Raw genomic sequence first — 25,961 nt, 5'->3', positions numbered from 1 at the left:
CCTACGGCGCGCCCGCGCGCAGCTCCGCCAGGGTCCGGGCGGTGGCCAGGGCGGCGGTCGTCGCCTCCCAGCCCTTGTCCTCCTTCGACCCCGCAAGCCCAGCACGGTCGAGCGCCTGCTCGTCGTTGTCGCAGGTCAGCACGCCGAAGCCGACAGGCACCCCGGTGTCGAGGGTGACGCGGGTCAGACCCTCGGTCGCGGCGTCGCACACGAAGTCGAAGTGCGGGGTGCCGCCACGGATCACGACGCCGAGGGCGACGACCGCGTCATAACCCTGCCGGGCGAGCGCGAGTGCCACCACGGGGAGCTCGAAGGTTCCGGGCACCCGCACGATGCGCGCGTCCTCAACCTGGTAGGCGTCCAGCGCGCGCTGGGTGCCGGCCAGCAGGCCGTCCATCACCTCCGTGTGCCAGCTCGCGGCCACCACCGCGACCCTGAGGCCGGAGGCGTCGAAGGGGGTCTGGTCCGGTGCGCCGGCTCCGCTCATTGGTGCAGCTCCTCGGTCATGGCTTCCGGCAGGTCGGGCAGGACATGGCCCATCCGGTCGCGCTTGGTGCGCAGGTAGTCGATGTTGTCGTCGTTGGGGTGGATGGCCAGCGGCACCCGTTCGGCCACCCGGATCCCGAAGTCCTCCAGGCTCGCGGTCTTGCCCGGGTTGTTGGTCAGCAGCCGCACCGACCCGATGCCCAGGTCACGCAGGATCTGGGTGGCGGTGCCGTAGTGGCGTCCGTCGGCGGGCAGCCCCAAGTCGAGGTTGGCGTCGACCGTGTCGCGGCCCTCGTCCTGCAGGGCATACGCCTGCAGCTTGGCGACGAGGCCGATGCCTCGGCCCTCGTGGCCTCGCAGATAGACCACGACGCCACGACCCTCGGCGACGATGTTGGCCATGGCCTCGCGCAGCTGGGGTCCGCAGTCGCAGCGGTGGCTGCCGAAGACGTCGCCGGTCAGGCACTCCGAGTGCACGCGGGTCAGCACCGGCTCGGGGCCACTGACGTCGCCATACACCAAGGCGACGTGCTCGCCGTCGTCGATGGTGATCCGATAGCCGTACGCCGTGAAGTCACCGTGGGCGGTCGGCAGCCGGGTCACGGCGACCCGCTGGACGTGGCGCTCGTGCCGACGGCGGTAGCGCACCAGGTCCTCGATCGAGATCATCGCCAGGCCGTGCTCGTCGGCGAAGGCTCGCAGCTCGGGGCCGCGCTTCATCGTGCCGTCGTCGTTGACCACCTCGACCAGCACGCCGGCAGGGGTGAGACCGGCGAGCTTGGCGAGGTCCACCGCGGCCTCGGTGTGGCCGCGCCGGACGAGCACGCCGCCCTCGCGATAGCGGAGCGGGAAGACGTGTCCGGGCCGGGTGATCTCCCACGGCTCGGTCGCGGAGTCGGCCAGCGTCCGCGCGGTGTGTGCCCGATCAGCGGCACTGATGCCGGTGCTGACGCCGTCGCGGGCGTCGACCGAGATCGTGTAGGCGGTGCGGAGCTTGTCCTTGTTGTGCGGCGTCATCAGCGGGATCTCGAGCCGGTCGAGCATCTGTGCCGGCATCGGCACGCAGATCACGCCGCTGGAGTGCCGGATGGTGAACGCCATCAGCTCCGGGGTCGCCCGGGCCGCGGCGAAGATGATGTCGCCCTCGTTCTCACGGTCCTCGTCGTCAACCACGATGACGGCCTTGCCGGCAGCGATGTCAGCGATGGCACGCTCGACGCTGTCGAGCTTGATGGGCTCGCTCATGCGGAAGCTCCTTGCAGTTCGGGGGTGGGTAGAGAGGTCCTGGAGGCACGTGACCGGACGACGAGGCTCACGTGTCGTGCCTCGACTTCTCCGTCGGGTCCAGGTATCCACTGGCCAGCAGCTTCTCGACATGCTTGGCGATGACGTCCACCTCGAGGTTGACGCGGTCGCCGGGCTGCCGAGCCCCGAGCGTGGTGCGCGCGAGGGTCTCGGGGATCAGGCTGACGGTGAAGCTGGTGTCCTTGGCCTCGACGACGGTGAGGCTGACGCCGTCCACGGTGATGGAGCCCTTGTCCACGAGGTAGCGCCCGAGCTCGGACGGCATCGCGACCTCGACCAGCTCCCAGTGCTCGCTGGGCTCGCGGCGCAGCACCTCTCCGACGCCGTCGACGTGGCCCTGCACGATGTGTCCGCCGAGTCGTTTCTCGACCGTCACGGCCCGTTCGAGGTTGACCCGGTCACCGGGCGCGACACCGGCCAGGGACGTCTTGTCGAGAGTCTCCTGCATGACGTCGGCGGTCCAGGTGTCCGCGTCGCGCACTGCGACAGTCAGACAACATCCGTTGACTGCGATGGAGTCTCCCAGGACCGTGCCCTGGAGGACCACGTCGGCGCGGACGGTCAGGCGCAGCGCATCACCCTGCTGTTCGACCGTCTCGACGGTGCCGAGCTCTTCGACGATGCCTGTGAACATCAGCTGTCTCCTGTCGGGGTGAGGGTGAGGCGGACGGTCGCGTCGGCGCCAGTGCCGATCACGGCCGCCCGCTTGAGGTGCCAGCGCAGCTGGTCACCGATGGTGGTGATGCCGAGGTCGCCGACGGCACTGGCACCCGCGCCGAGGAAGGTCGGCGCGACGTAGGCGATGACCTCGTCCACGAGATCAGCCCTGAGGAATGCCGCAGCCAGTGTCGGACCACCCTCGAGCCAGACGTGGCGACGTCCGTCCTCGTGGAGCTGCGCCAGCGCCCGGGCCGGGTCGCGCGTCGTCAGGTGCCTGGCCTCGCCGGGGCCCTCGAAGATCCGGCTCGCCGCCGGGACCTCCCGCTCCCCCATGACCACGCGCAGTGGCTGGTGGGCGACGGGGTGGTCGACCTCGTCACGCACGGTGAGCTGGGGGTCGTCGACGAGCACGGTGCCGGTGCCGACCATCAGCACGTCGCACTCGGCGCGCAGCGCGTGGGTGTCACGGCGGGCGTCGGTGCCGCTGATCCACCGGCTCGTCCCGTCAGCGGCTGCGCTGCGGCCGTCGAGGGTGGTGGCGAACTTCCAGGTGACGAAGGGACGCTCGTGCTCGACGGCGAAGGTCCAGGCACGGTTGACCCCGCGGGCGACGGAGGCCATGACCCCGGCCTCGACCTCGACTCCTGCGGCACGCAGCGCCTCGGCGCCGCCGGCGGCGACCGGGTTGGGGTCGCGCTGGGCGAACACCACCCGCCGTACGCCTGCCTCGATGAGGGCCTCGACGCACGGGCCGGTGCGGCCGGTGTGGTTGCACGGTTCCAGGCTCACGACGGCGGTCGCGCCTCGTGCGGCCTCGCCTGCCTCGGTCAGCGCCGCCACCTCGGCGTGCGGGGTCCCGGCACCTCGATGGAAGCCCTCAGCGATCTCTGCGCCATCGGCGTCGAGCAGCACGCAACCCACGCGTGGGTTGGGGCCGAGCGGCACGCCAGGAGTCGCGGCGAGCTTCAGGGCTCGCCGCATCGCAGCCTGCTCGGCTGGTGTGGTCGTCATCGCTGCCCTCGTGTGTCCTTCGAAAAATGGACTCCGGGGGCGCGGTCGCAGACATCAGGAGGACGTCTGGCGATGTGCGTGTTCTTCTCATCCGGACTTTGACCGTCGGTCCAGGAATCCCACCTGGTCAACCGGCCACTGGCTGTGGCCGGGTCGCGGACTTCCGGACTTTCACCCAGTCACCGCCGGTGCGGAGTTTCACCGCCCCCAGAGCACGCTCTTTGCTGGGTCGAACTCTGCCATACGGCTCGACGTCTTCGTGCGCCTGTCCGCTGTGACGTCGGCAACGCCGGCGCGCGCCCGGCCGCGGCCGCCGCTCCGGCGGCCACGCGACGTGCCGCCGGGGGGCATCTTCGCCGCCTGTCAACTGGTGTCGGGTAGGGCGTGCTCCCGCAGCCAGGTCTCGGCGCGGCGACGTGAGGCCTGCGCCAGCCAGGCGTCCTGGACCAGCTCCACGATCTCGTCCCGGTCCACCTCGGAGACCCGCGACCCCCGCAGCAGCACGGAGGGGTGGCCGTCGAAGTGCGGTGTCGAGAAGAACGGCGAGGCCTCGTCCTGGACCAGTGCGAGCTTGTCGCCCACGGAGGCGACCCACAGGACGATCACGTCGTCGTAGCGCTCCCCCGTCTCCGGATCGAACGCGTCGGGGCGAGGTGTCCGGAAGAAGACGAACGACTTGCCGCCGACCTGGTAGACGGGGAGCGTGCCCGCTCGAGCCACGGTGACGTGCGGCATCGCCAGCGCCGTGGCGTGGATGTCGTCGAGCGTGGCCGGCCGCTTCACGGGACGGCGGCCTCGGCCTTCGCCCTGAGCTCGCGCACCATCGCGTCAGGGTCGGCGGCGGAATAGACCGCGCTACCGGCGACGAAGACGTCAGCGCCCGCCTCCGCGCAGCGCTCGATCGTCTCCAGGCTCACGCCACCGTCGACCTGCAGCCAGGTCTCCACCCCATGCTTGCGCATCAGCGCGCGGGCTGTGCGGATCTTCGGCAGGCACAGGTCCAGGAACTTCTGGCCCCCGAAGCCGGGCTCCACCGTCATGATCAGCACCATGTCGAGCTCGGGCAGCAGCGCCTCGTAGGGCTCGATGGGGGTGGCCGGCTTCAGCGCCATGCTGGCCCGGGCGCCCTGGTTGCGCAGCTCGCGGGCCAGCCGGATCGGTGCCTTGGTCGACTCGACGTGGAAGGTGACGCTGCTGGCACCGGCCTCGGCGTAGAGAGGGGCCTGGGTGTCGCAGTCCTCGATCATCAGGTGCGCGTCGAGCGGGATGTCGGTCGCCGTGCTGAGCGCCTCGATCATCGTCGGGCCGAAGGTCAGGTTGGGCACGAAGTGGTTGTCCATGACGTCGACGTGCACCCAGTCGGCGCTCCCGATCCGCCCGATCTCCTCACCCAGCTTGGCGAAGTCGGCGTTGAGGATGGACGGCGTGATCTGGATTCCCACAGGGTCAGCCTAGGGTTTGGGCGACTCCGGGTCGGCGGGAGGCTCGGCACCCTCGGCCTCGTCACGCTCCGCCCACTCCAGCAACGGCGCGATGTCGAAGACCTCGTCGTCGATGCCCGCATGCAGGTCGCCGATCCCGGCGAAGCGGGCGGGCATGGTGAACATCGTGAAGTCGTCGGGCTCGCAGGAGTCGATCTCGTCCCAGTGCACCGGGGCGGAGACGCGCGCGTTGGGGACACCGCGCACGGAGTATGCCGCTGCGATGGTGTGGTCGCGCGCGTTCTGGTTGTAGTCGACGAAGAGCTGGTCGGGTGAGCGGTCCTTGCGCCACCACGCCGTCGTCACGTCGCCGTCGGCACGCCGCTCGACCTCGCGGGCGAAGGCGAGGGCGCCTCGGCGTACGTCACCGAAGCCGTGGTCGGGCCTGATCCGGACGTAGATGTGGAGCCCGGACCCGCCGCTCGTCTTCGGGAAGCCCACCGCCCCCAGCTCGTCGAGCACCCCGTGGGCGATGTGGGCGACCCGCTGCACGGTCTCCCACTCACACTCGGGGCCGGGATCGAGGTCGATGCGCCACTCATCGGGCGACTCGGTGTCCGCTCGCCGGCTGTTCCACGGGTGGAACTCGACCGTCGACATCTGCACCGCCCAGATCACGCTGGCCAGCTCGGTCACGCAGAGCTCGTCGGCGGTGCGGTTCCATCTCGGGAAGTGCAGGCGCACCGTCTCCACCCACGGCGGGGCGCCGGCCGGGATCCGCTTCTGGTGCACCTTGTCGCCCGCCAGCCCCTTGGGGAACCGGTGCAGCATGCACGGCCGCTCGCGCAGCGCGTTGACGATGCCGTCGCCGACGGCGAGGTAGTACTCCACCAGGTCGAGCTTGGTGGCCCCCGACTCGGGGAAGTAGACGCGGTCGGGGTTGCTCACACGCACGACGTGCGCGCCGACCTCGATCTCGATGCCGGGTGACTTCGCCATGGGGCGACCCTAGTCAGTGACTGTCACCAGGATCGGCTCAGAGGCACCGGCATCGGCGTATTCGCTCGTCGGGCGCAGCCAGCGGAGCTCCTGCGTGTGATCGATCGTGACGCTCACCCGGGAGGCGCCCTCGACCGTGTAGGTCAGCGGAGAGGCGTCCTTCCAGTGCTCCGTGCCGGGGACCCGGGTCTGCAGGACCAGCGGGTCGCCGGTGACCCGCTGGGACGCATCGGTGACCACGCCCTCGACCGACACCTCGGCACCCCGCGCCACGTCGGGGGCGGAGGTCCGGATCGAGGTGGTGAGGGCAAGTCCCTCGAAGTCCCAGATGTGACCCCCCGCGGTCACGGCGTCGAGGTTGAAGGCATGCCCGTCGCAGCCGAACCCGGTGACTGCCATCCCGGGGCCGTCACCGTGCAGGGCCGCGAACTCTGCGGGGGTCGCGCTCTCGGACGCCATGACCTGGCCTGTGGCGAGGTCGACGAGCGACCACTGGTGCACCAGTGCGGCAGTGTCGACGTGCTGCCAGGTGCCGGGCGGGACGGACAGTGCAGCGCTCCCGCGCCAGGCGTGTCCGGTCGCGGCGTCGGGGGTGCTCAGCCAGACGTGCGACACCCCGGCGGTGCCCGCCTCGGACCGGACGTGAAGCCCCATGTCGAGGCCGGCCAGCGAGTCGAAGGACACCGTGGGACCTGAGGCGGTGGCCTGGCCCCGGGGGACGATCCCCAGGGTGCGGGTGCCCATCGGCGCCGCTCCGGGCCCGAGGTTGAGCCGCGAGATCGGCGCCGTGGCAGCCCCGTCGATCGCTGCGCACCCCACGTAGGTGACGAACATGGCGTCACCCGCCGCGCCCGGGCCGGTCATGGTCGTGACGGCCCCGTCTGCCTGCGCCGGGGCCGCGGCGAGCAGCGGCGACGAGGCCATCAGCATGGCCGCGACCGTGGCGGTGAGACGTCGAGACACCAGGACCCGTTCCCCTTCGGCCCGGCCGAGCTGCCGGACCCATGCATCACACCACCGCCAGGTGAACGGTTCAAGACCCAAGGTGGGTACGCCGGATCGTCGCGATGAACATCGCGTCCGTTCCGTCACGGTGGGGCCAGAGCTGACGCACCGCTTCGAGCTGGGCGTCCTCGCGCTCGGCAAGGACGGCGTCCACGACCCCGGACGTCTCGGCCAGCACGGGAGAGCAGGTCGCATAGACGACGACACCACCCGGTCGGACCGCGTCGATCGCCCGCGTCAGCAGGCGCCGCTGCAGTGGGACGAGGTCGTCGAGGTCTGCAGGCGTACGGCGCCAGCGTGACTCGGGCCGGCGACGGAGGGCGCCGAGACCCGAGCATGGCGCGTCGACGAGGACCCGGTCGAACGACTCCTCGCGCCACGGCGGTCTGGTGCCGTCGCCGGTCACCACCCCGAGCAGACCGGCTGAGGACGCGCGGACGCCGCGCACGACCAGTCGCGCCCGGTGGTGCTGTCGCTCGTTGGCCAGCACCAGGGCTCCGCGCTCGGCCGCGAGGGCCGCCAGCAACGCGGCCTTGCCCCCGGGTCCGGCGCAGACGTCGAGCCAGCGAGCATCGCGACCGACCACGTCGGCCTGCGCGAGCGTCAGGGCGACCAGCTGGGACCCCTCGTCCTGGATGCCTGCCCGCCCGTCGGCCACCGCGGGGATGGCCGACGGGTCGCCGCCCACCAGCGTGACGGCGTATGGCGACAGCCTCCCCGGCTCCCCGCCGGCAGCGAGCAGCTCGGCGACCTCGGCCTGGCCGGGACGTGCGACCAGGGTGACCCGGGGAGCGGCGTTGTCCGCCGCCAGCAGGGCAGCGAGCTCGTCGGCGCCGCCGAGCGCCTCGGTGAACGCCTCGACCACCCACCGCGGGTGGGAGTGCGCGACGGAGGCGAACCCCACCGGATCGGTCGACGGGTCGGGCGCCACCCGGCGGATCCAGCCGTCGAGGTCGTGACCGCTCACCTTGCGCAGGACGGCGTTGGTCAGCCCCGCCGGGCCGACGCCGACGCGGGCCCTGATCAGCTCGACGCTGCTGCTGATCGCGGCGTGGTCGGGCACCCGCATCGCAAGCAGCTGGTGCACCCCCAGGCGCAGCGCGTCGCGCACCTTCGCCTCGAGACGTGGCTTGGTCAGGCAGGCGTCGATGATCGCGTCATAGGTGCCCTGCCAACGGATCGTCCCCGAGACCAGCTCGGTGGTGAAAGCAGCATCGCGCCCGGAGAGACCGTGCTCGGCGATGACGTGGGGCAGCGCCAGGTTGGCGTAGGCGTCGTCCACCCGCACGGCCTTGAGGACGTCGTAGGCCGCCAGCCGGGAGGCGTCGACCCGCTGTCGGCTAGCCATCTGCGAGGAACTCCTTGGCCAGGCGCTTGGGCGCGACCGCCAGCCACGCCTCGTGGATGACCTCGGTCAGCTCCGCCAGGCTCAGCTCGCCGAGCCTGGACTGCTGGACGAGGACGGCGTTGAAGGACCGGAAGTGGTCGATGGTGAAGAACGGCGTGGAGTCGTCCTCCACCAGCGCGGCCTTGTCACCCGCGTCGGCGGTGCGGATGACCAGCAGGTCGTCGTACTCCTCACCGGTCGCCGGATCGACGGCGGACGGGTGTGGGTGGCGATAGAGCACGAAACCCCTGCCCTTCTCCCCCGTCGGCACCTTCCAGGTGGGGACGTCGCCCCAGGACGTGCCGAGCTCCGTGTGCGGCAGCGCCGCACAGATCGCGTCCACGTCGTCGGGTCGCGCTGGCCTGGTCATGAGGACGCGAGCCTGGTCAGCAGGCGCGGTTGAAGACGCCGGCCCGGGTGGCGGGCGCGTCGATGGGCAGCGTGTTGGGCGCCGCGAGGCTCCAGTGGCGGACCCAGTCCATCTGCATCCGGCTGACGTTCATCACCCGTCCGGGCTTGGCCGCCATGGTGAAGCGCACCGTGAGGGGGACACCGGCCAGGGCCTCGTCGCGGGGCTCGCTGAACACGACGTGCGCGTCGACGAACCACGACACCCGCTCCCGGGTCACCTCGACCGCATAGGTGTGCCACCGGTCGCGGCCCAGGTCGATGCCGGTGTGGGCGGCCTTGTGGGCGCGGTTGGGCAGGGTACGCGCATAGAGGCCGACCCGCTTGGCGTTGGGCGCATAGCTCGCCAGGGCGACGTTGCGACCACCGCAGTGCTGGTCGGCGTCGCCCGCAGGCACGAGCTCGGCGAGCACGCGATAGCGGGCATCACCACGGCCGTACTGGCGGCTGCGCAGCCGTGTCTCCCAGCGTCCCACCTCGGCACCGGCGCCCGCGAGGGTGGCGCTCAGGCTGCCGCCGGTGGTGGCGTTGAGGGTCAGCATCCCGTTCTGGTGCCAGACCTGACCAGGTCCGCTGGCGCGCCACTGCGGACCCATCGCGCCGGTGTATGGCGTCTCGAACTCCTCGCGCCACACGACTCCCTTGTTCCACCAGCCATAGGTCTTGCCGGCGTGGACGGGGCCTGGCTCGGCACCGCCGTGGTCGGCGCCGGCCGGGCCGGACACCAGGAGCGGGCTGAGCAGCAGGACGGCCGTGGTCACCAGGGCAGTGAGTCGGCGCGTGCGCATGTCGAGGGAAAGCATGGGACGCGACGTTACGCCCGGCCGTCCCACGTCGCTCAATCGCCGAGACGGGCCCCCACCGGCACCGTGACCCCGCGGGCCCAGTCGGCGGCGCGCATCAGCTTCTTGCCGTGTGGCTTGACCTCCCCGAGCTCGACCGGGTCGCTGGCGGTGCCGACGAAGACGGCGTTCTTGGTGACGTCGAGGACACCGGGCTCGAGTCGCTCACGGCCGGTCGCGACGGTGATCGGGCCGATCTTGAAACGCTCGCCCTCCCACGTCGACCACGCGCCGGGGCCCGGCGTGCACGCCCGGATGCGTCGATCGACACCGACCGCCGGCTCGGTCCAGGCGACGCGGGCGTCCTCGACCAGGATCTTGGGCGCGAAGCTCAGGCCGTCGACGGACTGCTCGCGAGCCTCGAGCGAGCCGTCCGCGATCCCGTCGAGGGTGCGGACCAGCAGCTCGGCACCCCCCAGGGCCAGTCGGCCCAGCAGGTCACCGGCCGTGTCGGTCGGGCGGATCCGTTCGGTCATCACGCCGAACGTCGGCCCGGCATCGAGCTCCTTGACGATGCGGAACGTGGTGGCTCCGGTGATCTCGTCGCCGGCCCAGATCGAGTGCTGCACGGGGGCCGCTCCCCGCCATGCGGGCAGCACCGAGAAGTGCAGGTTGATCCAGCCGTGCTCGGCGATGTCGAGCGCCGACTGCGGCAGCAGGGCGCCGTAGGCCACGACCGGGCACACGTCGGGACGCAGCTCTCGCAGCGCCTCCTGGAACTCCGGCTCGCGGGGATGGACGGGCTTCAGCACCGGCAGGCCGAGCTCCTCGCCGCGCAGCGCGACCGGGCTCGCGACGAGCTTGCGACCGCGTCCGGAGGGGGCGTCGGGTCGCGTGACGACGCCGACGACGTCGTGCGCGGACGCGACCAGCGCGTCGAGGGCAGGGATGGCGACATCGGGCGTGCCGGCGAACACGACCCTCATCAGCGGCCGAACCCGAAGGTGGAGTGCGGGCTGACCTTCACGACCGGCTGCTCGAGGCCGAACCACTCGGACTCGCGGATCTCCTTCATCGCCGACTTGCGAGCCGCCGTGTCGAGCTTGTCGATGAACAGGATCCCGTCGAGGTGGTCGGTCTCGTGCTGGATCGCCCTGGCGAGCAGCTCGGATGCCTCGATGCGCTGCGGCTCGCCATACATGTCGAAACCGGTGGCGACCACCGAGAGCGCTCGCAGGCACTCGTAGGTGATCTCGGGCAGGCTCAGGCAGCCCTCGTCACCGTCCTGGGTCTCGTCACTGAGCGTCAGCTCGGGATTGACGAGGTGTCCCAGCTCGCCGTCGACGTGCCAGGTGAACACCCGCAGGCCGACGCCGATCTGGGGAGCGGCGAGACCAGCGCCGGGCGCTGCGAGCATCGTGTCGGTGAGGTCCTGCACCAGGGTGCGGACCTCCTTGTCGAAGTCGTCGACCTCGATCGCGCGCTTGCGCAGGATCGGGTCACCGAACAGGCGGATGGGCTGGACTGCCAAGACTGGTGCGACTCCTAGGTCGAGAACTCCTGCCGAGTCTAGGGATGCCGTGGAGCGATCAGGTCACGCACCCACGGCGTCGGCCACGGTCGGTGGCTGAATCCTCCACGTGGTCGAGTGATCAACCAGACAGCGTCCGCGTCTCCATCCGGGTCAACCAGGTGTCCAGTGCCTGCGCCGTCGCGTCGGGTGTCCGGCCGACCGCTCTCACCAGGCACGCGCCGCCGTCGTCGAGGAGGCGCACATGCAGGTCTGCTGTCTCCTTGACCAGCAGCAGGAGCAGGCCGAAGGGCAGCGTGAGCAGCCCCAGCAGGATCGCCCAGGACGGCACCCGCCGCACGGTGTAGATCCATGAGCCGTCGGCCTGGGGGCGCCACTGCGCGCCCGGCGCGGCCGCGAACGACATGAACAGCACCTGTTCGACCGCTTCGCGGGTCAGGGCCGGACGCCACTCCTGCGAGACGCGCACCCACCGCGCACGCCAGGCTCGCCACACCAGGGTGAGGACCAACATCGTCCCCCCGAACACGAACAGCTCAGCCACCCCGATGTCGAACATGGGCTGACCATAGTGCGGCAGGCGAGCAGAGGGCAGACTAGATCTGCCCGGGATCGACCTGGATCCGCACGGGATCGAGCTTCCGCGCACTGCGAACGCGCTGGAGCTCGCCGAGGGCAGCCGACAGAGCCGGACCGGCGGCGAGGGGCACGCGCACCACCGCGCGCTGCTCGTCCTTGTCCGCGGGCACCGGCCCCAGCACCTCGGCGACCTCCGGCAGCGCGAGCAGGGTCAGCGCGTCGTCGAGGGCCCCCGGCTCACCGGTGATCGTCGCCATCCGCGCGGCGGGCGGCAGGTGGGCTGCTGAGCGCTCGGCGAGCTCACGGCCCGCGAAGCCCGCCGGGTCCCAGCGGACCAGCGCCTGCAGGACCGGCAGAGCGGGATCGCCGACCGCGACGACCCGTCCCCCCGGCCGCACGAGACCGGCCGCTCCCAGCCACCGGCGCAGCGCCTCCTCCTCGGCACGCAGGTCGTCGCGCGCCAGGGTCAGCCACGTGTCGAGGATGACCACGGCGGCATACCCACCCTCGGCCGTCGGCTCGGCGCCGACGGTGGCCACCACGATGTCGGCGCGCCCGGTCACCTCGGGGAGCACGCGGTCCCCGCTGGAGCTGCGGATCGTGACGCCCGGGAAGGAGCGGCCGAGCTCCTCGGCCGTCCTGACCTCGCCTCGCACCGGCGCCCGCAGGCCCCTGTGGCCGCACTCCCGGCACGCCCAGGCCGGGTCGGCGACACCACACCAGCGGCAGGTCGGCGGCGTCGTCGGGCCGCTGAGCCCGAGTGGCCCCGCGCAGGCGGCACACCGCGCCGGGGTCCGGCAGCGCTCGCAGGCCAGAGAAGGGGCATAGCCGGCGCGCGGTGTCTGGACGAGCACCGGCCCGGTCGCGAGCCCGTCGCGCATCGCGTCGAAGGCGGTGCGCGGGATGCGCGCCCCCACCGCCCGGTCCTCGGCCGGCACCACGTCGACGCGAGCCCGTTGGCGCAGCGTGGCACGGTCGCTGACCAGCTCGCCGGCCCACCCCGACCGGACCAGGAGCTCGCCCTCGCAGGATCGGGCGAAGCCGCCGATCACCATCGCCGTGTCCTGCTGAGCGGCGCGCACGGTCAACACCTCACGCACGTGGGGGTATGGCGCCCGCGGCTCCGCGTGCAGGTCGTCGCCGTCGTCCCAGATCACCACCAGCCCCAGGTCGCGCACCGGAGCGAGCGCAGCCGATCGCGTCCCCACCACGACCCTTCGGGCGCCGCGGGAGACGGCCAGGAAGTCGCGCCAGCGCTGTGCTGGTCCGCTCTCGGCGCCCAGCACGACGTGGTGCCCCTCCCCCAGGGTCGTCTCGAGCGCAGCGGCGACCCGCTGAACGTCGCGTTGGTCGGGCACGCAGACCAGGGCGCCCCGATCACTGGCCAGGGTGGCAGCGACCGCGTGGGCCAGCATGCTCGGCCAGTCGTCGCCCGGGGCGGCGTTCCAGACCGCCCGCGGGGCGCCGCCGTCGGCCAGGTGCTGGAGGAAGGCCGGACCGTGCTCGACGTGCGACCAGACCAACGGGTCGGCGTCCTGCGGGGGCTGCACAGGGGCCGGCGAGGGCTCCTTCTCAGCACCCGCGTGGCGGGGTGGGACTGCCAACCTCAAGACGTCGGCGCGGGCTCCGGCATATCGCTCGGCGACGCTCGCAGTCAACGCCGCGATCTCGGGGTGCAGGACCGGCTCGGGACTCACCACTCGGCGGATCGGCTGCAGGCGACCGGTGTGGTCGCTCGTCGCCACCCTCTCGACGACGAAGCCGTCGACGTCCTGCCCGGCGAAGCGGACCTTGACCCGGGAACCGGGCACCGCGGCCCGGGCGTCCCTGGCCGGGACTGCGTAGTCGAAGGGTCGATCGAGGTGCGCGAGCGGTATGTCGACCAGCACCCGCGCGACCGGGTCCACCGCGGCGGGCTCGAACTCCGCAGCCTTGCGGGCCCTGGTCGCCGCCGCCTTGGACCGCGCATCGGCCACCGACGCACGCAGGCCGGGCAGCATCTCTGCCTGCCCGGCCTCGTGCTTGGTCATGCGCCGCATTCAACCAGCGGGGGCTGACACCGGCTCGCCCTGTGGGCCGTGGTGAACGAGGAAGGAATGCTCAGGCGCCGGCCGCGGCCTTGAGCTTCTCGGCCCGGTCGGTGGTCTCCCACGTGAACTCGGGCAGCTCACGGCCGAAGTGGCCGTAGGCGGAGGTCTTGGCGTAGATCGGCCGCAGCAGGTCGAGGTCGCGGATGATGGCGGCCGGACGGAGGTCGAAGACCTCGAGGACGGCCTGCTGGATCGCCTCGTCGGAGACGATGCCGGTCCCGAAGGTCTCGATGAAGACCCCGACAGGGGCGGCCTTGCCGATGGCATAGGCGACCTGGGCCTCGCAGCGGCTGGCCAGGCCGGCTGCCACGACGTTCTTGGCCACCCAGCGCATCGCGTAGGCCGCCGACCGGTCGACCTTGGACGGGTCCTTGCCGGAGAAGGCACCGCCGCCGTGGCGAGCCATGCCGCCATACGTGTCGACGATGATCTTGCGACCGGTCAGGCCGGCGTCGCCCATCGGTCCGCCGACGACGAACTTGCCCGTCGGGTTGACCAGCATGCGATAGCCCTCGGAGGGGATCTCGAAGGAGGCGAGGACCGAGTCGATGACGTGCTTCTTGATGTCGGCCTCGAGCGTGGCGTGGTCGACGTCCTCGGCGTGCTGGGTCGACAGCACGACGGTGTCGACGCGGACCGGGCGGTCAGCCTCGTCGTACTCGATGGTGACCTGCGTCTTGCCGTCGGGACGCAGGTAGGCGAGCGTGCCGTCCTTGCGGACCTCGGTCAGCCGCTGCGCGAGGCGCTGGGCGATCATGATCGGCAGCGGCATCAGCTCAGGGGTGTCGTCGCAGGCATAGCCGAACATCAGACCCTGGTCACCGGCACCGCGCTTGTCGAGGTCGTCCTCGGAGTCGTCGAGACGCGCTTCGATCCCCTCGTCGACACCGGCCGCGATGTCGACGGACTGGCCGCCGATGGCGACCTGGACACCGCACGAGGCGCCGTCGAAGCCCTTGTCGGAGGAGTCGTAGCCGATCTCGAGGATCTTGGCCCGGACGAGGTCGGCCACCGGGGCGTATGCCTCCGTGCGCACCTCGCCCGCCACGACGACCAGCCCGGTGGTCAGCAGCGTCTCGACGGCAACCCGCAGGTTCTCGCGGTTGGGGTCGTTGGCCATGAGGTAGTCCAGGACCGTGTCGCTGATCTGGTCAGCGATCTTGTCCGGGTGACCCTCGGTCACAGACTCCGAGGTGAAGAGGCGTCCAGCCACAGCGGTGCTCCTGTCAAGGGGTGCTCAGTTGTCCCAACGATACGGGGCGCCCACTATGCAAGATGGGCGTCTCAGCGCGCGAATCACAGGCCCTCAGGGGCCGAGGCGGCGTGCGACCTCGTCCCAGATGACCTGCGCGAGCGCGCTCTTGGTGCCCAGGGGCACGCTGACCTGGCTGCCGTCTGCGCCGAGGATCACTGCCTCGTTGTCGGGACTGCCGAAGACCCCACCCCCGCTGACGTCGTTGACGACGAGCAGGTCGCAGCCCTTGCGGGCCAGCTTGGCCCGCCCGAGCTCCAGCACCGATCCGGACGGGTCGCCGGTCTCGGCTGCGAAGCCGACGACCACCGACCGGCGCGGGGTCTGGGACGCGAGGTGCTTGAGGATGTCGGGGTTCTGCTCGAGCACGATGGCGGGCGACGAGCCGTCCTCGGCCTTCTTGATCTTGTCCTGGCTGACCGTGACCGGGCGGAAGTCGGCCGGTGCAGCCGCCATGACCACAGCATCGGCGCTGACAGCGGCCGCGAGGACCGCATCGCGCAGCTGCGCGGTGTCCTCGACGGCCACGACCTTGACGCCCGCGGGATCGGGCAGGGTGACGTTGGCCGCCACCAGGGTGACCTCGGCGCCGCGGGCGGCTGCAACCCGGGCCAGCGCATAGCCCTGGAGGCCCGACGACCGGTTGCCCAGGAATCGCACCGGGTCGAGGTATTCGCGGGTCCCGCCGGCACTGACCACGACGTGGCGCCCAGCCAGGTCGGGAGCACTCACCCCACGAGACAGCACGTCGAGGGCGAGGTGGAAGATCTCGGCCGGGTCAGGCAGGCGTCCCTTGCCGGTGTCCTCCCCGGTGAGCCGCCCCTCCGCGGGCTCGATGACCACGGCACCGCGCTCGCGCAGAGTGGCCACGTTGGCGACGGTCGCGGGGTGCTCCCACATCTCGGTGTGCATCGCCGGCGCGAAGACCACCGGGCAGCGTGCGGTCAGCAGGGTGTTGGTGAGCAGGTCGTCGGCCAGGCCGTGAGCGGCCTTGGCCAGCAGGTCGGCGGTGGCCGGTGCGACGACCACGAGGTCGGCGCGCTGACCGATCTGGACGTGGGGCACGGCGTGGACGTCGGCCCACACCTCGCTCGACACCGGCTTGCCCGACAGCGCCGCCCACGTGGGCGCGCCGACGAAGGCGAGCGCCGCGGCGGTCGGCACCACGGTGACGTCGTGACCGGACTCGGTGAAGCGGCGCAGGAGCTCACAGGCCTTGTATGCCGCGATGCCGCCGCTGACCCCGAGAACGACCCGAGGGTTCACTCGACGGCGTTGAACTGCGCCTGGGCCTCGGCGCGGGCGGCCGCAGCAGCGGCCTCCTCGGCGGCGAGCTCGGCGGGGTCGACGTCCTCACAGGTCAGCAGGTCGTCGTTGATCTCGCGCAGCGCGATCGAGAGCGGCTTCTCCTGGACGACGGTGTCGACGAGGGGGCCGACGTATTCGAGCAGGCCCTCGCCGAGCTGGGAGTAGTAGGCATTGATCTGGCGAGCGCGCTTGGCGCTGTAGAGGACCAGCTTGTACTTGCTGTCGGTCTTGGTGAGCAGGTCGTCGATGGAGGGGTTGGTGACGCCCTCGGCGGCGATGGTGGGGGCAGACACAGCTCGAGCCTCTTCATGGGTTGATGAGATGGTGCAGGAGAACGGGGTAGACGGGCGCTCAGGAACGCTCCGGTGCCCCGGCCATCATCAAGGCTACCAACTCGTCGGCTGCGGCGTGAACTTCATGGTTGACCACGGTGACGTCGAACTCGCTCTCGGCGGCCAGCTCCTCGCGAGCAGTGGCGAGCCGACGCTCCTGCTGGGCCTGCGTCTCCGTGCCCCGGCCGACCAGCCGGCGCACCAGCTCGTCCCACGAGGGTGGCTTGAGGAAGACGAACAAGGCGTCCGGCATCGTCTCGCGCACCTGTCGTGCACCCTGCAGGTCGATCTCCAGCATCGCGGGATGCCCGCTCGCCAGCGCGAGCTCGACCGGCCCGCGCGGGGTGCCGTAGCGATGGGTGCCGTGCACGGTCGCCCACTCCAGCAGGTCGCCCCGCTCGGTCATCGCGTCGAAGTCGGCATCGGAGACGAACCAGTAGTGGACGCCGTTCTCCTCGTTGGGGCGCGGTGGCCGCGTCGTGGCGGAGACCGAGATCCACACCTCGGGGTGGTTGCGACGCACCTCGGCCGCGACCGTTCCCTTGCCGACCGCGGTCGGACCCGCCAACACCATCAACCGGGATCGCTGGGTGCCGCTCACGAGGGCTCGTGCGGGCCGAACTCGCGCTCCAGGGCGGCGACCTGCTTGATCCCCAGACCGCGGACGCGTCGGCTCTCGGCGATGCTCAGCCGTTCCATGACCTGGCGCGCGCGGACCTTGCCCAGACCGGGCATCGCCTGCAGCAGCTCGACGACGCGCATCTTGCCGATGACCTCGTTCTCCTTGCCCTCGCGCAGGACGTCGGCGATCGAGGCTCCCGAGTTCTTGATGCGGTTCTTCACCTCGGCGCGCTCGCGGCGCGAGGCGGCAGCCTTGTCGAGGGCGGCCTGGCGCTGCTCGGGAGTGAGTTCGGGCAGAGCCACGTAGAGATCCTTCTTCAGCTCGCGGACGTCGGTCGGCGCCAATCTAGTCAGAACGCGACGCGGCAGGCAATTGCCCCACCCGCTGGACGTCGCTCACTGCGTCAGGGGCGTCTTGCAGACGTCGAGGGCCTGCTGCTTGAGCCCCTCCATCGCCTGCCGCGTCTGGTCGTCCCCCAGGTCGCGCCCGGCCCCGGTGACGGCCTGACGCTCCTCCTTGGAGAGCTCCTTGAGCGTCTCCTGCGGATCGAAGGTCGAGGGGTCGACGCCCGCGTCCTCGAGCGCAGTCTCGACCGCCTCGATCCGGGTGATCACCTGCGTCCACTCGTCCTGGATGTCGCTCGGCGCCTCCTCGGCAAGCGCCCGGTAGTGCTCCAGGGCCGTGAAGATCGCCCCTGGGTCGGTGTTCGGATCGAGCTCGCCGAGCTCGCGCTGGTGCTCTTCCACGGCCTGGCAGTAGTCACCGCGGTCGTCACCTCCGCAGCCGACCAACAGGCTCGCCGCCAGCACCAGCGAGACCAGGCCGACCGGGCCTCTCACGCCTCCCCCAGCGTGGCCACGGCCTCGTTTGCCTGCCGGGCGGCGGCCCGCAGCGCACGCAGGTCCGGCCCGGCTGCCAGCACCTCGCGCGACGAGCTCGGCAGCACGTTGCGCACCGCGCCGCCGAAGATCCGGCGCAGGTCGGCCACGGTCCCGCCCTGGGCACCGAAGCCCGGGGCGAGCACGGGGCCGTTGAAGTCGAGCGGCTCGTCGGTGCTGCCGATGGTGGCGCCCACGACCGCTCCGAAGTCGCCCATCGGGGTGGCGCCCGCGTTGAGCTCGGCCAGCCGGGCGAGCACGTCACCCGCCACGGTCCCACTCGGCGTCCGCGCAGCCTGCACCTCGGGGCCTTCCTTGTTGGACGTCAGCGCCAGCACGAAGACCCCGGCGCCGTGGCGCCGGGCGGTGTCGATCATCGGCTCGATCGAGCCGAAGCCGAGGAACGGGCTCACGGTGATCGCGTCGCTGGCCAGCGAAGAGGCAGGATCGAGGTAGGCGTCGGCGTAGGCCTGGCTGGTCGAGCCGATGTCGCCGCGCTTCACGTCCAGCAGCACCAGCGCCCCGGCCGCCCGCGAGTCGGCGATCACCCGTTCGAGGACGGCGACCCCGCGGGAGCCGAACCGCTCGAAGAACGCGCTCTGCGGCTTGACCACGCTCACCTCGGGGGCGATCGCCTCCACCGCGGTGAGGGCGAACCGCTCGAGCCCCGCCACGTCGTCGTCGAGCCCCCAGTCGTGCAGCAGGGACGCGTGCGGGTCGATGCCCACGCAGATCCTGCCGCGGGCGTCCATCGCCTCGTGGAGCCTGCTGCCGAACCTCATCGGGTTTCCTCTCGGGTCAGTGCTGCGCGCACACGTGTCACGGTCGTCGGGTCGTGGAGGAGCGCGGTGCCGATCTGCACCGCCATCGCTCCCAGGTCGAGGAAGCGGCGCGCGTCGGCGGCGTCGGTGATCCCGCCGGCCCCGATCAGCGGCACGGGCCCCAGCTCGGCAGTCACCTCGGCCAGGCAGCGCAACGCCACCGGCATGATCGCCGGCCCCGTCAGTCCGGCCGGGCGGCCATCCGGCATCGAGGCGGGCACGGCGTTGCCGATCACCACGGCCGTGGCGCCGGCGTCGAGCACGCCCCTGGCGCCCTCCACGACCCGCGTGAGGTCGGGGCGGAGCTTGGCCAGGACGGGGAGGTCGGCCGGGAACTCACGGCGTACGGCGGCGACGACGCTGGCGGCGTGGAAGGGCTCGCGAACCTCGAAGAGGCCCTGGCCGACCTGGTCGGGCGCGCCGAGGTTGACCTCGAGTCCCCCGACACCCGGCGCCCGCGAGAGCCGGCGGGCGAGGTCGGCGTATTCGCCCAGCGTTGCACCGGCGACGGACACGAACACGCGGGCACCGGCGCGCACCAGGAGAGGGAGCTCCGTGGCCAGGAAGTGTTCCAGGCCCGGGTTGTCGAGACCGACGGCGTTGACCAGGCCGCTGGGTGTCTCCGCGATGCGCGGCGAGGGGCCGCCCCTGCGGGGGTCCAGGGTGATCGAGCGGGTCACGAAGTCGAGACCGGCCAAGTCGGCGAAGGCGGCGAGCTCACGCCCCGTGCCACCGCAGCCGCTCGCCACCATGACCGGGCCGAAGCCCCTGCCCGCGTCCGTCGAGGCGCTCACGCCAGGGCCTCCCAGTCCACCCGGTCACCACGGACCACCGGCCCGTCGACGCAGGCCCTGACCAGGCGGGAGACCCCGTCCTCACTGATGACCGGGACAGGGCAGCCGTGGCACAGGCCGGTGCCGCAGGGCAGCGGCGTCTCCAGGCCCACCTGGCTCCAGGCCCCTCGCTGCTCGGCGGCCGCGGCCACGGCCCGCAGCGTCGCGTGGGAACCGGCTGCATAGACCACGTCGGCGTCCGTCCGTTCGAGCACGCCGTGGATCTCGCCGGCGACGTCGCCGCGCACGCCGACCGACCCGTCGCCGGTGATGACCGTGACCGAACGGGCCGAGCGGCGCGCCTCGAGCGCCGAGAGGAGGCGTGACTCGTCGGGTGCCGACACCACCAGGCTGACGGCGCACCCACGCTCGCGCAGCCGCTCGGCGAGCGGAAACATCGGCGCGGCGCCATGTCCTTCACCGACCAGCACGCAGGCGACCGGCTCGCGCGGCAGGGCGAACGGCCGGCCCAGGGGTCCGGTGACCTCGATCGCTGCACCGACGGGCAGTCCGGCGAGCCAGGTGGTGCCGGGGCCGGTGGGGTGCACCACCACGTCGAGGGTCGGGCCGAAGGCGCCGGCCTCCTTGACCCGGTGGATCCACAGCGACCGGCGCGCCAGTCGTCCCCCCTGGACGCTCACGGCGACGAAGTTGCCCGCCCGGAACCGCTGGGGGATGCCGGGGGCGGCGATCGTCAGGAGTCGGTAGGCGCCCGCCTTCCTGGTCGCCAGCACCTCGCCGGCGACGTGCAGGGGGTCGCGCTCGTCAGCCAAGCCCCTTCACCACCGTCCTGGGCCACAACGGTCCCTGGTAGATGAAGGCGGTGTAGCCCTGCAGCAGGGTGGCGCCGGCAGCCAGCCGTGCCTGCGCGTCGGCTGCGGTGGTGATCCCGCCGACGCCGATCAGGGTCAGGTCTGGGCCGACACGGCCGCGCAGCAGGCGCATGACGTCGTCGGCGCGCTCCCGCAGCGGCGCCCCCGAGAGGCCGCCCGCGCCGATCTGCTCGACGACCGCGCGGTCGGTCTCCAGTCCGTCGCGACCGATGGTCGTGTTGGTCGCAATGACCCCGTCGAGACCGAGATCGAGGGCGAGGTCCGCGACGGCCAGCACGTCGTCGTCGCTGAGGTCGGGCGCGATCTTGACCAGGAGAGGCACCCGGTGCTCGGTCACGTCGTCGGCGCGGGCCCGGACCGCGGTGAGCAGCGGGGCGAGCTTGTCGACGGCCTGGAGGTCTCGTAGTCCCGGGGTGTTGGGTGAGCTGACGTTGACGACGAGATAGTCGGCGTACGGCGCCAGCAGGGCCGTGCTCTTCTCGTAGTCGGCGACGGCCTGCTCCTCCGGCACGACCTTGGTCTTGCCGATGTTGACGCCGAGCACCGGCCCTGGCCGTCGGCCACGGCTGCGCAGCCTGGCAGCCACGACCTCGGCGCCGTCGTTGTTGAATCCCATCCGGTTGACCACGGCGCGATCAGCCGGCAGCCGGAAGAGCCGGGGCCGGGGGTTGCCCGGCTGGGGCTCGGCGGTGACGGTGCCGATCTCGACGTGGCCGAAGCCCAGCGCGCCGAGCGCATCGATGCCGACGGCGTTCTTGTCGAAACCGGCTGCCAGCCCGAGCGGGTGCGAGAAGCGCAAGCCCATTGCCTCGACCTGCTGTCCGCGCACCCGGGGCAGCCGACCGGTGACCGGGGCCGCCGCCCGCAGCGCCGCGAACGCCGCGTGGTGAGCCCGCTCGGGGTCGGTGCGCGCCAGCGCGTGGTCGAAGAGCAGCCGATAGGGCCGGACCGTCACAGCCGGGCGTTCCAGTCCTGCAGGCTGCGGACGCCGATCTCGCCGGCCGCGAGCGCCTCGATGCCCTGCACCGCAGCCCCCAGGCCCTGCACCGTCGTGATGCACGGGATGTTGGCCAGCACGGCGGCGGTGCGGATCTCGTAGCCGTCCAGGCGAGCCGAGCCGCCGGTGGAGTAGGGCGTGTTGATGACGAGGTCGATGTCGCCGTCTCGGATCAGCTGGACCGTGGTCTTCTCCCCCGCCGGTCCCTCGCCCTGGTGGTGCTTGCGCACGACGGTGACCTTGACGCCGTTGCGTCGCAGCACACCTGCGGTGCCCTCGGTGGCGAAGATCTCGAAGCCACGGTCGGCGAGCACCTTGATCGGGAAGATCATGTTGCGCTTGTCACGGTTGGCCACCGAGACGAAGACCCGCCCGCTGGTGGGGAGCGGTCCGAACGCGGCGGTCTGGGCCTTGGCGAAGGCGGTGCCGAAGTCGGCATCGAAGCCCATCACCTCGCCGGTCGACTTCATCTCCGGTCCGAGCACGGTGTCGACGTTGCGTCCCTCGGCTGTCTTGAACCGGTTGAAGGGCATCACCGCCTCCTTGACCGCGATGGGGGCGTCGGCGGGCAGCTGCCCGCCGTCGCGCTCCGGCAGCACCCCTGCGGCACGCAGGTCGGCGATGGACTCGCCGAGCATGACCCGCGCGGCGGCCTTGGCCAACGGGGTGCCTGTCGCCTTGGACACGAACGGCACCGTCCGCGACGCGCGGGGGTTTGCCTCGAGGACGTAGAGCACGTCGGAGGCCCAGGCGAACTGGATGTTGAGCAGTCCGAGCACGCCCACGCCGCGGGCGATGGCCTCGGTGGCGCGGCGGATCCGCTCGATCTCGCCGTCACCGAGGGTGATCGGGGGCAGCGCGCAGGAGGAGTCACCCGAGTGGATGCCGGCCTCCTCGATGTGCTCCATGACGCCGCCCAGGAAGAGCTCCTCGCCGTCGAAGAGCGCATCGACGTCGATCTCGACGGCGTCGTCGATGAACCGGTCGACCAGCACCGGACGCTCGCGGCTGATCTCGGTGGCGCTCTCGATGTAGGAGCGCAGCCGGTCGTCGTCATAGACGATCTCCATGCCACGCCCGCCGAGGACGTAGGAGGGGCGCACCAGCACCGGATAGCCGATGCCGTCCGCGATCCGCTTCGCGTCGGCGTACGACGTCGCCATCCCGTGCTTGGGGGCAGGCAGCCCGGCGTCGGCGAGCACCTTGCCGAAGGCTCCACGCTCCTCGGCGAGGTGGATCGCCTCGGGGCTGGTGCCGACGATCTTCACACCCGCGTCGGCCAGGCCCTGGGCGAGCCCGAGCGGGGTCTGCCCGCCGAGCTGGCAGATCACGCCGGCGACCGGGCCGGCGAGCGTCTCCGCGTGGACGATCTCCAGGACGTCCTCGAGGGTCAGCGGCTCGAAGTAGAGGCGATCGCTGGTGTCGTAGTCGGTGGAGACCGTCTCGGGGTTGCAGTTGACCATGATCGTCTCGTAGCCGGCCTCCTGGAGGGCCAGGCTGGCGTGGACGCAGGAGTAGTCGAACTCGATGCCCTGGCCGATGCGGTTGGGGCCGCTGCCCAGGATGATCACCGCTTCCTTGCCCTCGGCCCGGGGCTGGACCTCGGTCTCCTCGTCGTAGGAGGAGTAGTGGTAGGGCGTGCGGGCGGCGAACTCGGCGGCACACGTGTCGACGGTCTTGAAGACCGGGCGCAGGCCCAGGGCGTGCCGGACCCCGCGGACGACGTCCTCGCGCATCCCCCGGATACCGGCGATCTGGGCGTCGGAGAAGCCGTGCCGCTTGGCCAGTCGCAGGGTCTGGTGGTCGAGGTCGGTCGCTGCCGCGATCTCGTCGGCGACCTCCTTGATCAAGAAGAGCTGGTCGACGAACCACGGGTCGATCTTGGTCGCGTCGAAGACCTGCTCGGGCGTGGCGCCGGCGCGGATCGAGTCCATGACGGTCCTGAGCCGGCCGTCGGTCGGCGTGGCCGAGGCCTCCAGCAGCCCGGCGAGGTCGCCCACGGGGCCCGCGAAGTCGAAGAGCGACTCCTTGCTCTCCAGGGACCGCAGCGCCTTCTGCAGCGACTCGGTGAAGTTGCGCCCGATCGCCATCGCCTCACCGACGCTCTTCATGTGGGTCGTCAACGTCCGGTCGGCGCCCGGGAACTTCTCGAAGGCGAAGCGCGGAACCTTGACCACGACGTAGTCGAGCGAGGGCTCGAAGGACGCCGGCGTCTCCTGCGTGATGTCGTTGCGGATCTCGTCGAGGGTGTAGCCGATGGCGACCTTCGCCGCGATCTTGGCGATCGGGAAGCCGGTGGCCTTGGAGGCCAGCGCGCTCGAGCGGCTCACCCGGGGGTTCATCTCGATGACGATCAGGCGACCGTCCTCCGGGTTGACGGCGTACTGGATGTTGCACCCGCCGGTGTCGACCCCGACGCTGCGGATGATCGCGATCGCGAGGTCCCGCATCTTCTGGTATTCGCGGTCGGTCAGCGTCATGGCCGGGGCCACGGTGATCGAGTCGCCGGTGTGGACCCCCATCGGGTCGAGGTTCTCGATCGAGCAGATGATCACCACGTTGTCGGCGGTGTCGCGCATGACCTCGAGCTCGTACTCCTTCCACCCCAGGATCGACTCCTCGAGGAGCACCTCGGTGGTCGGGCTGGCAGCCAGGCCGGAGCCACCGATGCGGATCAGGTCTTCCTCGTCGTAGGCCATGCCGGAGCCGGTGCCGCCCATGGTGAAGGACGGGCGCACGACCATCGGGTAGCCGAGGTCGTCGGCCGCGGCCAGCAGGTCCTCGATCGAGTGGCAGATGACGCTGCGGGCGCTCTCGCCGCCGAGCTCGGCCACGATCTTCTTGAAGACCTCGCGGTTCTCGCCGCGGTCGATCGCCTCGATGCTGGCGCCGATCAGCTCGACGCCGTACTTCTCCAGGATGCCCTGCTCGTCGAGGCCCATCGCGCAGTTGAGCGCGGTCTGTCCGCCCAGGGTCGCCAGCAGCGCGTCGGGGCGCTCCTTGGCGATCACCTTCTCGACGTATTCGGGGGTGATCGGCTCGATGTAGGTCGCGTCAGCGAACTCCGGGTCGGTCATGATCGTGGCCGGGTTGGAGTTGACGAGGATGACCCGCAACCCCTCCGCCTTGAGCACCCGGCAGGCCTGGGTGCCGGAGTAGTCGAACTCGCATGCCTGGCCGATGATGATCGGCCCGGAGCCGATGACCAGGACCGACTTGATGTCGTCGCGCTTGGGCATCAGGCACGCCCTTCCATGAGGTATACGAACCGGTCGAAGAGATAAGCCGCGTCGTGCGGCCCGGCCGCCGCCTCGGGGTGGTACTGCACGGAGAACGACTTCAGGTTGCCCGCGTCGTCACGCAGCTCCAGCCCCTCCACCACGTCGTCGTTGAGGCACACGTGGCTCACGCTGGCCTTGCCGTACGGCGTCTGGGTCTCGCCCTCCAGCGGCGCGTCGACGGCGAAGCCGTGGTTGTGGGCAGTCACCTCGACCTTGCCGGTGGTGCGGTCCATCACCGGCTGGTTGATCCCCCGGTGGCCGTACTTGAGCTTGTAGGTGCCGAAGCCGAGGGCGCGACCGAAGAGCTGGTTGCCGAAGCAGATCCCGAAGTAGGGGATCTCGCGCTCCAGCGCCGCCTGCAGGAGCTCGACCTGGCCGGTGGTGGCCGCCGGGTCGCCCGGTCCGTTGGAGAAGAAGAGTCCGTCGGGTGCCACGGCCTCGACCTGCTCGATCGTCGCCGTGGCGGGGAGGACGTGCACGTCGATCCCGCGCTCGCTCATCATCCGCGGGGTGTTGGACTTGATGCCGAGGTCGATGGCGGCGACGGTGAAGCGCCGCTCGCCGACCGCCGGCACGACGTAGGCCTCGGGGGTCGAGACCGCCTCGCTGAGGTTGGCACCGGTCATCTCTCCCGACTCGAGCACCCGGGCGAGCAGTGCCCGAGGGTCGGTCTCGGTGGACGAGATGCCCACGCGCATGGCTCCGCGCTCTCGCAGGTGGCGAGTCAGGGCCCGGGTGTCGACGTCGCAGATGCCGACGACCCCCTGGTCGCGCAGGTCGTCGTCCAGGCTGCGACTCGAGCGCCAGCTGGACGGCATCCGGGCCGGGTCACGCACGACGTAGCCGGCGACCCAGATCCTCGACGACTCCGTGTCCTCGTCGTTCATGCCCGTGTTGCCGACGTGCGGCGCGGTCATGACGACGACCTGGCGGTGATAGCTGGGATCGGTGAGCGTCTCCTGATAGCCGGTCATGCCGGTGGAGAAGACAGCCTCGCCGAAGGTCTCCCCCTCGGCGCCGAAGGCGTATCCGGTGAAAGACCGCCCGTCCTCGAGGACGAGCAGCGCAGGCGCGCGAGAAGGCAACGCCGTACCTCCTTCTCCGCCTCACAGGACGGATCGTTAAAGGATGTTCAAGCTT

At 71.2% G+C, this 25,961-nt stretch carries 27 protein-coding genes and 1 riboswitch; all 27 genes read right to left on the bottom strand.

Annotated features, from left to right (window positions below):
* Nucleotide 1 precedes the first annotated feature (1 nt).
* The 27 genes from ribH to carA all read right to left on the bottom strand — a co-directional run bounded on the left by ribH (nt 2) and on the right by carA (nt 25,906).
* A complete protein-coding gene (ribH, locus tag G7071_RS14130; RefSeq protein ID WP_166319801.1) occupies nt 2-487 on the bottom strand; it encodes a 6,7-dimethyl-8-ribityllumazine synthase in 486 nt (161 codons plus the stop codon).
* On the bottom strand, nt 484-1,731 hold the full coding sequence (locus G7071_RS14125; protein ID WP_166319799.1) for a bifunctional 3,4-dihydroxy-2-butanone-4-phosphate synthase/GTP cyclohydrolase II: 1,248 nt from the start codon (nt 1,729-1,731) through the stop codon (nt 484-486). The genes ribH and G7071_RS14125 overlap by 4 nt, the downstream gene beginning before the upstream one ends.
* 67 nt (nt 1,732-1,798) lie before the next feature.
* Complete coding sequence (locus G7071_RS14120; RefSeq protein ID WP_166319797.1) at nt 1,799-2,425, bottom strand: riboflavin synthase; 627 nt, start codon at nt 2,423-2,425, stop codon at nt 1,799-1,801.
* A complete protein-coding gene (gene ribD / locus G7071_RS14115) occupies nt 2,425-3,462 on the bottom strand; it encodes a bifunctional diaminohydroxyphosphoribosylaminopyrimidine deaminase/5-amino-6-(5-phosphoribosylamino)uracil reductase RibD (protein ID WP_166319795.1) in 1,038 nt (345 codons plus the stop codon). Before ribD ends, G7071_RS14120 begins: the two co-directional genes overlap by 1 nt.
* Nucleotides 3,463-3,536: 74 nt before the next feature.
* Nucleotides 3,537-3,682: riboswitch (FMN riboswitch) on the bottom strand.
* A gap of 143 nt (nt 3,683-3,825) precedes the next feature.
* The gene (locus G7071_RS14110) at nt 3,826-4,245 is read right to left on the bottom strand and encodes an MmcQ/YjbR family DNA-binding protein (protein WP_246210030.1); all 420 of its coding nucleotides are present in this window, start codon (nt 4,243-4,245) and stop codon (nt 3,826-3,828) included.
* The gene (gene rpe / locus G7071_RS14105; protein ID WP_166319793.1) at nt 4,242-4,904 is read right to left on the bottom strand and encodes a ribulose-phosphate 3-epimerase; all 663 of its coding nucleotides are present in this window, start codon (nt 4,902-4,904) and stop codon (nt 4,242-4,244) included. Before rpe ends, G7071_RS14110 begins: the two co-directional genes overlap by 4 nt.
* 9 nt (nt 4,905-4,913) lie before the next feature.
* Complete coding sequence (ligD, locus tag G7071_RS14100; RefSeq protein WP_166319791.1) at nt 4,914-5,882, bottom strand: non-homologous end-joining DNA ligase; 969 nt, start codon at nt 5,880-5,882, stop codon at nt 4,914-4,916.
* Between the two features lie 9 nt (nt 5,883-5,891).
* The gene (locus tag G7071_RS14095; protein WP_166319789.1) at nt 5,892-6,845 is read right to left on the bottom strand and encodes a hypothetical protein; all 954 of its coding nucleotides are present in this window, start codon (nt 6,843-6,845) and stop codon (nt 5,892-5,894) included.
* A gap of 70 nt (nt 6,846-6,915) precedes the next feature.
* Entirely contained in the window at nt 6,916-8,235 is a 1,320-nt protein-coding gene (locus G7071_RS14090; RefSeq protein ID WP_166319787.1) for a transcription antitermination factor NusB, read from the bottom strand.
* Nucleotides 8,228-8,644 (bottom strand): MmcQ/YjbR family DNA-binding protein, encoded by a 417-nt coding sequence (locus tag G7071_RS14085; protein ID WP_166319785.1) that lies wholly within the window; start codon nt 8,642-8,644, stop codon nt 8,228-8,230. The genes G7071_RS14090 and G7071_RS14085 overlap by 8 nt, the downstream gene beginning before the upstream one ends.
* Before the next feature lie 16 nt (nt 8,645-8,660).
* On the bottom strand, nt 8,661-9,485 hold the full coding sequence (locus G7071_RS14080) for a LamG domain-containing protein (protein ID WP_166319783.1): 825 nt from the start codon (nt 9,483-9,485) through the stop codon (nt 8,661-8,663).
* Between the two features lie 35 nt (nt 9,486-9,520).
* Entirely contained in the window at nt 9,521-10,450 is a 930-nt protein-coding gene (gene fmt / locus G7071_RS14075) for a methionyl-tRNA formyltransferase (RefSeq protein WP_166319781.1), read from the bottom strand.
* On the bottom strand, nt 10,450-10,995 hold the full coding sequence (gene def / locus G7071_RS14070) for a peptide deformylase (protein ID WP_166319779.1): 546 nt from the start codon (nt 10,993-10,995) through the stop codon (nt 10,450-10,452). The genes fmt and def overlap by 1 nt, the downstream gene beginning before the upstream one ends.
* Nucleotides 10,996-11,116: 121 nt before the next feature.
* Nucleotides 11,117-11,554, bottom strand: a complete 438-nt coding sequence (locus G7071_RS14065; protein WP_166319777.1) for a hypothetical protein — start codon at nt 11,552-11,554, stop codon at nt 11,117-11,119.
* Between the two features lie 37 nt (nt 11,555-11,591).
* The gene (locus G7071_RS14060) at nt 11,592-13,604 is read right to left on the bottom strand and encodes a primosomal protein N' (protein ID WP_166319775.1); all 2,013 of its coding nucleotides are present in this window, start codon (nt 13,602-13,604) and stop codon (nt 11,592-11,594) included.
* 70 nt (nt 13,605-13,674) lie between these two features.
* Nucleotides 13,675-14,877: a methionine adenosyltransferase gene (gene metK / locus G7071_RS14055; RefSeq protein WP_166319773.1), complete on the bottom strand. Its 1,203-nt coding sequence runs from the start codon at nt 14,875-14,877 to the stop codon at nt 13,675-13,677.
* 93 nt (nt 14,878-14,970) lie between these two features.
* Nucleotides 14,971-16,182: a bifunctional phosphopantothenoylcysteine decarboxylase/phosphopantothenate--cysteine ligase CoaBC gene (gene coaBC, locus G7071_RS14050; protein WP_166319771.1), complete on the bottom strand. Its 1,212-nt coding sequence runs from the start codon at nt 16,180-16,182 to the stop codon at nt 14,971-14,973.
* A complete protein-coding gene (rpoZ, locus tag G7071_RS14045; protein WP_166319769.1) occupies nt 16,179-16,517 on the bottom strand; it encodes a DNA-directed RNA polymerase subunit omega in 339 nt (112 codons plus the stop codon). Before rpoZ ends, coaBC begins: the two co-directional genes overlap by 4 nt.
* A gap of 58 nt (nt 16,518-16,575) precedes the next feature.
* Nucleotides 16,576-17,130, bottom strand: a complete 555-nt coding sequence (gene gmk / locus G7071_RS14040) for a guanylate kinase (RefSeq protein WP_166321149.1) — start codon at nt 17,128-17,130, stop codon at nt 16,576-16,578.
* Between the two features lie 23 nt (nt 17,131-17,153).
* Entirely contained in the window at nt 17,154-17,480 is a 327-nt protein-coding gene (gene mihF / locus G7071_RS14035; protein WP_166319767.1) for an integration host factor, actinobacterial type, read from the bottom strand.
* A gap of 93 nt (nt 17,481-17,573) precedes the next feature.
* Nucleotides 17,574-18,017, bottom strand: a complete 444-nt coding sequence (locus G7071_RS14030) for a hypothetical protein (protein ID WP_166319765.1) — start codon at nt 18,015-18,017, stop codon at nt 17,574-17,576.
* Complete coding sequence (gene pyrF / locus G7071_RS14025) at nt 18,014-18,838, bottom strand: orotidine-5'-phosphate decarboxylase (protein ID WP_166319763.1); 825 nt, start codon at nt 18,836-18,838, stop codon at nt 18,014-18,016. Before pyrF ends, G7071_RS14030 begins: the two co-directional genes overlap by 4 nt.
* Nucleotides 18,835-19,671 carry a tRNA-dihydrouridine synthase gene (locus G7071_RS14020; protein ID WP_166319761.1) on the bottom strand — a complete coding sequence of 279 codons (837 nt, stop codon included), beginning with the start codon at nt 19,669-19,671 and terminating at the stop codon, nt 18,835-18,837. Before G7071_RS14020 ends, pyrF begins: the two co-directional genes overlap by 4 nt.
* Nucleotides 19,668-20,483, bottom strand: a complete 816-nt coding sequence (locus tag G7071_RS14015; protein WP_166319759.1) for an iron-sulfur cluster-binding protein — start codon at nt 20,481-20,483, stop codon at nt 19,668-19,670. Before G7071_RS14015 ends, G7071_RS14020 begins: the two co-directional genes overlap by 4 nt.
* Complete coding sequence (locus G7071_RS14010) at nt 20,476-21,498, bottom strand: quinone-dependent dihydroorotate dehydrogenase (protein WP_166319757.1); 1,023 nt, start codon at nt 21,496-21,498, stop codon at nt 20,476-20,478. The genes G7071_RS14015 and G7071_RS14010 overlap by 8 nt, the downstream gene beginning before the upstream one ends.
* Nucleotides 21,495-24,779 (bottom strand): carbamoyl-phosphate synthase large subunit, encoded by a 3,285-nt coding sequence (gene carB / locus G7071_RS14005; RefSeq protein WP_166319755.1) that lies wholly within the window; start codon nt 24,777-24,779, stop codon nt 21,495-21,497. Before carB ends, G7071_RS14010 begins: the two co-directional genes overlap by 4 nt.
* Nucleotides 24,779-25,906 carry a glutamine-hydrolyzing carbamoyl-phosphate synthase small subunit gene (carA, locus tag G7071_RS14000; RefSeq protein WP_166319753.1) on the bottom strand — a complete coding sequence of 376 codons (1,128 nt, stop codon included), beginning with the start codon at nt 25,904-25,906 and terminating at the stop codon, nt 24,779-24,781. The genes carB and carA overlap by 1 nt, the downstream gene beginning before the upstream one ends.
* Between the last annotated feature and the right edge of the window lie 55 nt (nt 25,907-25,961).

The sequence above is a fragment of the Nocardioides piscis genome (assembly GCF_011300215.1).
Classification (GTDB): Bacteria; Actinomycetota; Actinomycetes; order Propionibacteriales; family Nocardioidaceae; genus Nocardioides; species Nocardioides piscis.
Note: the sequence above shows the minus strand (reverse complement) of the source record. Positions and strands in the feature narration are given on the sequence as shown.

Coding starts and splice junctions, on each gene's coding strand:
- G7071_RS14080 (WP_166319783.1), bottom strand. CDS start 9,485: ATGCTTTCCCTCGACATGCGCACGCGCCGACTCACTGCCCTGGTGACC.
- G7071_RS14090 (WP_166319787.1), bottom strand. CDS start 8,235: ATGGCTAGCCGACAGCGGGTCGACGCCTCCCGGCTGGCGGCCTACGAC.
- pyrF (WP_166319763.1), bottom strand. CDS start 18,838: ATGAGGTTCGGCAGCAGGCTCCACGAGGCGATGGACGCCCGCGGCAGG.
- ribH (WP_166319801.1), bottom strand. CDS start 487: ATGAGCGGAGCCGGCGCACCGGACCAGACCCCCTTCGACGCCTCCGGC.
- G7071_RS14060 (WP_166319775.1), bottom strand. CDS start 13,604: ATGACCAAGCACGAGGCCGGGCAGGCAGAGATGCTGCCCGGCCTGCGT.
- gmk (WP_166321149.1), bottom strand. CDS start 17,130: ATGGTGTTGGCGGGTCCGACCGCGGTCGGCAAGGGAACGGTCGCGGCC.
- ligD (WP_166319791.1), bottom strand. CDS start 5,882: ATGGCGAAGTCACCCGGCATCGAGATCGAGGTCGGCGCGCACGTCGTG.
- G7071_RS14065 (WP_166319777.1), bottom strand. CDS start 11,554: ATGTTCGACATCGGGGTGGCTGAGCTGTTCGTGTTCGGGGGGACGATG.
- G7071_RS14125 (WP_166319799.1), bottom strand. CDS start 1,731: ATGAGCGAGCCCATCAAGCTCGACAGCGTCGAGCGTGCCATCGCTGAC.
- G7071_RS14120 (WP_166319797.1), bottom strand. CDS start 2,425: ATGTTCACAGGCATCGTCGAAGAGCTCGGCACCGTCGAGACGGTCGAA.
- G7071_RS14085 (WP_166319785.1), bottom strand. CDS start 8,644: ATGACCAGGCCAGCGCGACCCGACGACGTGGACGCGATCTGTGCGGCG.
- fmt (WP_166319781.1), bottom strand. CDS start 10,450: ATGAGGGTCGTGTTCGCCGGCACGCCCGATGTCGCCATCCCTGCCCTC.
- ribD (WP_166319795.1), bottom strand. CDS start 3,462: ATGACGACCACACCAGCCGAGCAGGCTGCGATGCGGCGAGCCCTGAAG.
- carB (WP_166319755.1), bottom strand. CDS start 24,779: ATGCCCAAGCGCGACGACATCAAGTCGGTCCTGGTCATCGGCTCCGGG.